Here is a 9,040-nt window from a genome sequence, read left to right as displayed (position 1 = left end):
TTTTAGTGCTTTATTCTTCTGTTGCTTTTTTCATTTCTTTTATTTTTAGTTGTTTTGGTTTGGGGTTTTATTGTTTTGTTGTTTTATTGTTTGAGAAAAAGGAAGGGTGAAGGTTATAAGCCTTATAAAAGGGGTCAAAAAATTAAGATTGCTAACCACATCAATATTGACCAAAGTTTAGAAAGCCCCAACTCCCCTAAATTCTTAAAGAATTACTCAGAGACTTTTAAACACACCATAGCCTTTATGCGAAAATCTTATAGAGCGGTATCTGTTGATAGAGTAACGATAAAATCCATTAAAGCCAAGCTAGGGAAAAACCATTGCCATATAGTAAGCGGTAGCCATCAAGTAGGGGGTGTGCGTAAAGTAATCTCTAGGTTCAACACTCAAAAACCCTTTTTCATTAGACAGCGTGCTAAAAGCCAATCCCTTTGACACTGGCATTGGATTGAGCGTTTGAGCTGTGGTAATAAGGTTAGTCCTAAACATGCTAACATGTCAAAATTAGCTACATAAGAATAAGTTATCTTGTCTCTTTTAGCGATTTTGTGATTTGCAAGGAAAAATTTATGGATGAAATTAAAACGCTGTTAGTGGATTTTTTTCCGCAGGCAAAGCATTTTGGGATAATCTTAATCAAGGCTATTGTTGTCTTTTGTATAGGTTTTTATTTTTCGTTTTTCTTACGGAACAAAACCATGAAGCTTTTATCCAAAAAGGATGAGATTTTAGCGAATTTTGTCGCGCAGGTTACTTTTATCTTAATCCTTATCATCACCACAATCATTGCACTCAGCACGCTAGGCGTGCAAACCACTTCTATTATCACTGTTTTAGGAACAGTGGGGATCGCTGTGGCGTTGGCTTTAAAAGATTACCTTTCAAGCATTGCTGGAGGGATAATCCTTATTATTTTACACCCTTTCAAAAAAGGAGACATCATTGAAATCTCTGGCCTAGAGGGCAAAGTAGAAGCGCTTAATTTTTTTAACACTTCTTTACGCTTGCATGACGGGCGTTTGGCGGTTTTACCCAATAGAAGTGTCGCTAATTCTAATATTATCAATAGCAATAACACGGCGTGTCGGCGCATTGAATGGGTTTGTGGGGTAGGGTATGGGAGCGATATTGAACTGGTGCATAAGACTATAAAAGATGTTATTGACGCAATGGAAAAAATTGATAAAAACATGCCCACTTTTATTGGGATCACGGATTTTGGACAAAGTTCATTGAATTTCACCATTAGGGTTTGGGCAAAGATTGAAGATGGGATCTTTAATGTGCGCAGCGAACTCATTGAACGCATCAAAAACGCCCTAGACGCTAACCACATTGAAATCCCTTTCAACAAGTTAGATATTTCTATCAACAAACAAGACTCTTCTAAGTGATTGGTGTGAGATGCGTTGATTGTAGTGTTTAAAGGAGAACTTATGTCAAGCGATTTCAAAAACCTTTTCATCGGTGCGGATAATTCTAAACGCACCCAGTCTAACTTATTGGGTAGCGAAAAAGCCCCTATCAATTCTAACTCGTTATCATCTCTCATTGATGCTCGCCTTTAAGGAATACAAGGAAGCTAGAAGCCAACTACCTCTCTTTAAAATCTCTGTCAACTCTAACCAACCCCTATCAGCCCAACTAAAAGAGCATGATAAGAAAAAGTCAGTGTTAAGAGCCGTTTTAAACACAAGGTCAAAAAGAGATAATAACCTAGTGGATTATGATGATTTGACTATGGCTCAAAAATGAATACCACCGCTTTATCTATGAGCCGATTATACGATCGGATGCTAAACTGCCCAGTAGCAGTTATCTCTGGTTGTAGGACTTATAACGATAAAGCCATTATTGCGGATTATGGATTAAAAGAAGCCACCAAGATTTTAGAACTGAATGCGACAACAGAGGGCGAGAAAAAAGAGGAAGTTGAAGCCCTTTTAAAACCCTTTATGCTCACTAACACTGATAACGAAAAAAGAACCAAGTGGTTGAGAAAAAAGCTAGACCTATACAAGGGCTACATAGGATACAAAATTGTTAAAGGTTATACAGAGAATCAGGTATGCTACAAGCTAACATAGAAACTAGCTTCATTTGTTTTGAACTCAAACCATTCCATAATAAAAATCAGTTCAAAGACATCATAGTGAATTTGGGTGGGGAGTTCAACCAAGACAGCATTATTATCAACAGCCCTAAAGATAAGCGTGGGGCTGTATTCACTTTAATATGCACTACCCCTTATCCCTACTTGATGCTTGATGGGGAAAAAACAAGACTTGGAGAACCCTTTGCTGAATTAAAAGACCCTAAATTTAGGAACTCTATCGCTGATGAAGCCTTACCTAATGGTCAGTCAAACCCTGACTTTTTGATTGCTTTCACGGAGTTTATGCGTAAAATAAAAGCTGGTGGAAAAACAAGCAGATTTGGGTTTGGTGGCTATAAAGCCTTATCTCAAGGTAATACCGCTAACAGCGTTCTTGCTAAATTAAAAGCCAATTTGATAGAGAACGGGCAGAGAAAAATAAGAGGAACTAGGGATGGTTGGGAAAATTGGAGCAAGTGGGTTCCTGGATACTCCTACGACTCGAACGCTTTCTTTACTATGGATAGCGTTCTAGATAACACATACAAACCCAAACCCCTTAAAACTAATCAATTTGATACTAACGCTGGGTATTGTTCCATTAACGAACAAGACCTACTCAATCAGTTCATCAATGTGAGTGCGAAACTATCCCACGACACCTCATTAGCGATAAGACAAACAGAAAACATAGACCTAGTTTATGCTTTGATTAAAGACACCACTTATAACAGCTTGAATAAGCGCTATGATTTTATCTTTGAGATTGATAAAGCGGTGAGGATTTCAATCAGCTAGTCATTGAAGTCCCCCAAATCCGCCCTTAAGAATGCAGAACTCAATCAAGTCAAAAATGTATTGACTCCACAAATTCATAATGGGGTGTATAGTTTTAGAGATGATGCGTATAGGAGTGAATACTAAACACCTGGATTTATACTAGATTGAGTTATAGCGTTTTATTAACTATAAGAATTAGGGGGTATTTTGGGATAATTTCCCCCTTTAAGTGCCTTAAAACCCTCTAAACGCTCTAAAAGTCAGCACACCAAAATCAAAGCTTCTTAATTTTATTCTAAAAATGAATGAGAGCAAACCCAACAAACCGCTTTATTATGACCCTATAAAAATAGGGGGGAAAGCGAGATTTGCAATCAATCTTGCTGGATCCTTATGGCTGTGGGTGTGGATAGTTCTTCTTCAGTAGGGATTCTTAAAAAATCGCTATTACCCACTTTTCTTGTTTGTTTCACCATAGGCTGAGAGGGCGTAGCGATAGATTCCAAACCCGCTCCACCGCTGTTTCTTTCAGCACCGGTTGCAATGATAGTAACGCGCACATGATCAATGGGGATACTCTCGCTCGTGTGTTGGCCAAACTTAACGTCAACATCTTGATTGGCTCGTTCTTGAATAGATATGCAAGCTTGAGAATAAGCATACATAGGATAATCAGGGTGGTGCTCAAAAAAGACAATAATGCTCTTAGCCCCATCAATAGAAGCGTCATCAAGAAGAGGCGATTGGATCGCATTTTCCACTGCTAATTTAGCGGATTCTTCGCCAGTGGCCTCACCAATACCCATTAACGCAAAGCCTTTAAAACCAAGAGCACTTTTTAAATCGGAAAAATCAACATTAATATCACCGGGCTTAGTGATGATCGTAGAAATGCCGCTCACAGCCCTAACCAAGACATCATCAACTTCCTTATAGCATTCTTTGGTGCTGGCGTTTTTTTTCATGGTCAAAAGAATTTTATCATTAGGGATAACCAAAATAGAATCGCTAGATTGCTCCAACTCCTTTAACCCCTCTTCGGCTTTCTTGCTTTTTTGAGATCCTTCGTATTTGAAAGGCTTAGTGACGATAGCAATCGTGAGTGCTCCCACTTCTTTTGCGATTTTAACGATAGTAGGGGTGGCTCCAGTCCCAGTCCCTCCTCCAAGCCCTGTAGAGACAATGACTAATTTGGCGTCCTTAATCGCTTCTCTAATTTCATTAGCACTTTCTTCAGCGGCTTTCCTACCAATATCAGGAACCCCTCCAGCGCCTAAACCTCCAGTGGATTCTTTGCCTAAAAGGATTTTAACCGGAGCGGGATTGTTTTTGAGATGTTGGCCATCAGTGTTCGTTGCAATGGGGGTAACATCTTGATGCACGCCATATTCAACCAGGTGTTTAATCATGTTAGACCCCCCACCTCCAACACCGATGACGACAATCTTAGCCCCTTTATAAGCTGGATCGCTTACTTCTTCAATGCTCGCTTGACCGATATTATAATTTTCCATCTCTGATTGATGAACCATAGCCACATTCCCCTTGAGATACGATTTTTGCAAATCTTAAACTTTGATAAATAGCTAAAGGATTATACCATGTTTTCTGGCTTTTGATAACTATCAAGGCGTTTTTATCGCATAAAGAAATGGCTGTATCTTAAAAGATTTTAGAAATCTTATCAAGGAAACTTTTAAAAAAACCTTTTTGTTCGGTGGGTTTTATAGGCAAGAAGTCATCGTTTTTAGCGGTGTTTAAAGGAGCGTTAGGGGTTTTTAAATCGCTCAAATTCCTTTCTGTGGGCGATGAATGGATATGGGGGGTAGGGCTTGATTGATGGGCTGTTCTTGTGTAATCATCGCTTTCATGGTAGCGGATAACCCCTTTAGAGTCTCTTTCATAATTGGTATGCCCCCCTGCTTTGTATAAAATCAAGCCAACCACGACTGAAAAGCGAGGGTCTTTCAAATCTTCAAACATGCCCATGATATTGTATTTTTCCACAGGGGCCGCCAAACGCACAGGGTAATTAGTGAAATGGGTTCTGGCTAATTCTTTGATCCCTTTCATTAAAGCCATCCCACCGGTTAACACAACGCCTCCGCCCAAATACTCTTCTAAACCGCTATCCTGAATGCTCCTGTGGATGATTTTAAAAGTTTCTAAAGCCCTTTCCCTCATGATAGTTTGGATTTCACTAAGCGGCACAATATGGCTTTCATGGCCATCAGAGCCGGTGGTAGGGATTTGGACATTTTGAGAGGGCGTTTCTTCTCCGCCTTCAAAAGAAAGATCCCCGTATTTGATCTTAACTTCTTCAGCGTAAGGGAATGGGGTGTTGAGCATGTGCGATAAATCCGTGGTCAAATGGTGAGAGCCTACGGGTAAGTATTTGTTATAGCGTATGGAATTGCCGCTATAAATCGTAAGGTTGCATGTCTCTCCGCCCATATCCACGCAAGCCACGCCCAATTCCCTTTCATCATTAGACAAGGTGGCAATCGAGGCTGCATAAGAATTGATCACGATGTTTTCAATCTCTACTCCAGATTGGATCATGATTTTTTCTAAATTTTCAATGTTGTTTTTTTCTGTATAGACAATGTGGATAAAGACTTCCAAGCGAGTCCCGCTCATCCCTAAAGGGTCATTCACTTCTTGTTTGTCTAAAGTGAAGCGATAGGGGAGGGCATGCAAAATATGTTTGTCGTTATCTAAGCCTGCTTTAGCGCATGCGTTATTAATAGCACGATTGATTTCATCTATAGTAACCACATTGTCTTTAGTGCTAGCCACACCGGTCACATCTCTAATGCTTTCAGTATAAGCACCAGAAAAAGAAACAATCGCTTTAGTTTTAGGGTAATACGATTCCCTAAAGGATGAAATGGGGTTATTCCTGTCTTCATCAGCGTTCAAACCCGCCATTTTTTTAGCGCTATTAATCACTTCTTTAATGGCGTTAGAAGCGTGAGCAAGGCTATTGATGCGCCCTCTTTTAATGGCTTTTGAATTGATTTCTTTAGAGTCTTGATGGGCGGTGCCAATGATACGCAAAATCCCGTCTTTAAATTCAGCCACTATCGCGCAAATCTTTCTAGAGCCTATATCAACCCCTATAACGATTTCTTTATGTTCCATGATTTCCCCTTGCATTTATTGAATGTATTTGACTATCTTATAGCGTTTTTTCAATTCTTCTATCAACGCTTTATCAAAAAAATCCGTTTTAGTGTTATTGACTAAACGCTGCATATACTGGCTTTCTTCTGCACTAAAGGAGTGGTTGAAATTTTGCTCTGTGATTTGATAAAGCACCACTTTATTACCTATGGTTACAAACCCCTTTTTTTCCTGGCGGTTAAAAAGGGTGTTGATAAACTTAGTGCTTTCTTCTTGGTTAAGTTCGCTAATAGTGCCTCCAAAATTAGGGCTTACATAGCCCACGCTTTTCCCTTTAAAATCCTTAAGCTTTTCTTTAGCCAATGCCTGCAATGCCATAAGGGTTTTTTCTTGAGTCAGGCGGGTTTTAAGAGTGCTTTTGGCTTCATCAAAATTCTGCAATTCGTCTTTAATCTGAGAGATGAGCTGCACCACAATAAAACCATCTTTAAAAGGCTCTGGTTTTAGGATTTCAAGGGGCTTGAGAGCGGCGAGTTTTTGCGTGATTTCAGCAGTATAGGGGGAGTTGTTTTCTTCAAAATCTTGCGTGGTGTAGTTTTGCGCGTTCGCTTTTTTTAGAGCGACATAACTCCTTAAGGCTTTTTCATTCGCTTTTTGCATGCTTAAATCATGCTTGACTTGCTCTTGAACGCTTTTAAAATCCTGCAATTTCCCCTCTTTGTCCAAATAAGACACCTTGTTTTTATGGTAGTATTCCTCCAACTCTTTCAAATCAGGTTTTTCTAAACTAGCGTCAAAATATAAAGAGCGTGTTTTAAAGCTTGTGGGCTTTTTAAAATCCTTTTTATGAGACTCGTAATATTTTTTCATCTCTTCTTCATTAAGAGAGATTTTAACATCATTAGGGTTTAGGATAAGAATATCTAATTTGTCTTGCAATTTTGCCCAAAGCGATAAACTAGACTGCTCCAAAGGGGTAGTGGTTTTGGGGAAGAGAGTGCTGATTTTTTGAAGGATTAAAAGCCTTTCAACGCTTTCTTCAAAATGCTTGGGGCGGTAATGGCTTTGTTTTAAGATATTTTTATACAATTCTTCATCAAAAACGCCATCTTTTTGAAAAACGCTCGTTTTTCTGATTTCTTTGGCCACTTCTTGCTTGGTAGCGCCAAGCCCTAAATCTAAAGCGAGATTCCTTAATAAGGCTTGATTGATGAGCGAATCTAGAGCGCTTTTTTCCAAATGCATGGCTTTGATTTGATCTTCAGTGAGTTCTTTAAAATCAGGGATAGACTCAGCATATGCGTCTTTAAGGCGGCGGTATTCTTGGGCTAATTCTTCTTGAGAAATCTTAATCTGTCCCACTTTGGCAGCACTATCGCTATCTAAAGAAAAGCTGTATTGCCCCCAGCCTATCATTCCGGCAGCAATAAAAGCGATCGTGCTTATCCATATTGTAACCACTAAATATTTTCTATGATTTTGCATCCATTCAATCATAAGAACTCTAATCCCTTTTAAAAAATCAAAAATATGAAATTCAGGTTTAAACAACCTTATAGTAAAATCAAATAACCTTATTTTAACCAAAGGTTATTAAAATTATCCTTATTATAGAGAGTTTTTAACATGAATTTTCAAGAAAATTTAGCCGCTTTGGATTTGGAGTATCTTTGGCACCCTTGCTCGCAAATGCAAGAGCATCAAAATTTCCCCATTATCCCCATTAAAAAGGCTCAAGGGATTTACCTCTATGATTTTAATGATAACGCTTACATGGATTTGATCAGCTCATGGTGGGTGAATCTTTTTGGGCATAATAACGCCTACATCAGCCAGCAGCTCAAAAATCAAATTGATAATTTAGAGCATGTCCTTTTGGCTTCTTTTAGCCATAAGCCCATTATCACGCTCTCTCAAAGGCTTTGCCAGCTCACTCATATGGATAAATGCTTTTATGCGGATAACGGCTCATCTTGTATTGAAATCGCTTTAAAAATGAGCTATCACGCCCATTTTTTAAAGAATCAAACGCGCCGCAAAAAGCTTTTTTTATCGCTTTCTAATTCCTATCATGGCGAGACTTTGGGAGCGTTAAGCGTGGGCGATGTGAAACTTTATAAAGACACTTACACCCCTTTATTACTCAAAAATCTCATCACGCCCGTGCCTAAAAACGACCATGAAATAGAAAATAGTTTGAACGCTTTAAAGCGTTTGTTAGATAAACATGGTGGAGAAATTTGTGCCTTCATTGCAGAGCCTCTTTTGCAATGCGCAGGGAATATGCATATTTATAGCGCAAAATATTTAAAACAAGCCGTTTTATTATGCAAGCAAAAAAATATCCACATTATTTTTGATGAAATCGCTACCGGGTTTGGGCGCACAGGGAGCATGTTTGCTTATGAACAATGCGAAATTGAGCCTGATTTTTTATGCTTGTCTAAAGGGATTAGTGGGGGATATTTGCCTTTAAGCACGCTATTAACCCGCAATGAAATTTATAACCAATTTTACGCCCCCTATGAGGAAAATAAAGCGTTTTTGCATTCGCACAGCTACACAGGAAACGCCCTAGCATGCGCATGCGCGAACGCCACGCTGGATATTTTTGAAAAAGAAAATGTTATTGAAAAAAACAAGGCTTTAAGCGAGTTTATTTTTAGAACGCTCCAAAATGCGTTAAAACCCTTGATAGAGCAACAAGTGGTGTCTCATTTAAGGCGTTTGGGCATGGTCTTTGCCTTTGAAGTTTTTCTTCAAACTAAAGAGCGTTTGAGTTTGGCGGTTTTTAAAAAAGCTCTAAAAAAAGGTTTGTTACTGCGCCCCTTAAACAACACGATCTATCTCATGCCCCCTTATATTATCACGCATGAAGAAATCACAAAGGCGGTTGTGGGGTTAGTGGAAATTCTTGATGAATTAAAAAAAGGCTGAAAACAAATAGTAAAGAGCTTGAATTTTAGTCAAGCGATAGTCTCTTTTTCTCTTTGATTTTAAAAATCAAGTTTTTAACCTGATATAAAACCTATTCAA

Annotated in this window: 9 protein-coding genes; 6 read left to right on the top strand and 3 right to left on the bottom strand. The window is 38.8% G+C overall.

Annotated elements, in window-relative coordinates:
* The first annotated feature begins 246 nt into the window (after positions 1-246).
* From I6852_RS06170 to I6852_RS06155, 5 genes are all read left to right on the top strand, one after another.
* Positions 247-438, top strand: coding sequence for a hypothetical protein (locus I6852_RS06170; RefSeq protein ID WP_128029371.1), 192 nt, complete (start codon positions 247-249; stop codon positions 436-438).
* A gap of 134 nt (positions 439-572) precedes the next feature.
* Positions 573-1,397 (top strand): small-conductance mechanosensitive channel MscS, encoded by an 825-nt coding sequence (gene mscS, locus I6852_RS06165; RefSeq protein ID WP_077648538.1) that lies wholly within the window; start codon positions 573-575, stop codon positions 1,395-1,397.
* Positions 1,398-1,439: 42 nt separating this feature from the next.
* On the top strand, positions 1,440-1,571 hold the full coding sequence (locus I6852_RS08125) for a hypothetical protein (RefSeq protein WP_258220373.1): 132 nt from the start codon (positions 1,440-1,442) through the stop codon (positions 1,569-1,571).
* A 183-nt stretch (positions 1,572-1,754) separates the two neighbouring features.
* Entirely contained in the window at positions 1,755-2,090 is a 336-nt protein-coding gene (locus I6852_RS06160) for a hypothetical protein (protein ID WP_197291773.1), read from the top strand.
* Entirely contained in the window at positions 2,072-2,896 is an 825-nt protein-coding gene (locus I6852_RS06155; RefSeq protein ID WP_197291774.1) for a hypothetical protein, read from the top strand. The genes I6852_RS06160 and I6852_RS06155 overlap by 19 nt, the downstream gene beginning before the upstream one ends.
* Before the next feature lie 356 nt (positions 2,897-3,252).
* Here the strand turns inward: I6852_RS06155 and ftsZ are convergent, their stop codons facing one another.
* The 3 genes from ftsZ to I6852_RS06140 all read right to left on the bottom strand — a co-directional run bounded on the left by ftsZ (position 3,253) and on the right by I6852_RS06140 (position 7,501).
* On the bottom strand, positions 3,253-4,410 hold the full coding sequence (ftsZ, locus tag I6852_RS06150; protein ID WP_079336012.1) for a cell division protein FtsZ: 1,158 nt from the start codon (positions 4,408-4,410) through the stop codon (positions 3,253-3,255).
* Between the two features lie 130 nt (positions 4,411-4,540).
* Entirely contained in the window at positions 4,541-6,022 is a 1,482-nt protein-coding gene (gene ftsA / locus I6852_RS06145) for a cell division protein FtsA (protein ID WP_197291775.1), read from the bottom strand.
* Between the two features lie 15 nt (positions 6,023-6,037).
* Positions 6,038-7,501, bottom strand: a complete 1,464-nt coding sequence (locus I6852_RS06140) for a peptidylprolyl isomerase (RefSeq protein WP_197291776.1) — start codon at positions 7,499-7,501, stop codon at positions 6,038-6,040.
* 129 nt (positions 7,502-7,630) lie between these two features.
* Between I6852_RS06140 and I6852_RS06135 the strand changes: the two genes are divergently transcribed.
* A complete protein-coding gene (locus I6852_RS06135; protein ID WP_197291777.1) occupies positions 7,631-8,941 on the top strand; it encodes an adenosylmethionine--8-amino-7-oxononanoate transaminase in 1,311 nt (436 codons plus the stop codon).
* Positions 8,942-9,040: the final 99 nt, after the last annotated feature.

It is taken from the genome of Helicobacter pylori (assembly GCF_015904775.1).
Lineage (GTDB): Bacteria > Campylobacterota > Campylobacteria > Campylobacterales > Helicobacteraceae > Helicobacter > Helicobacter pylori_DM.
Note: the sequence above shows the minus strand (reverse complement) of the source record. Positions and strands in the feature narration are given on the sequence as shown.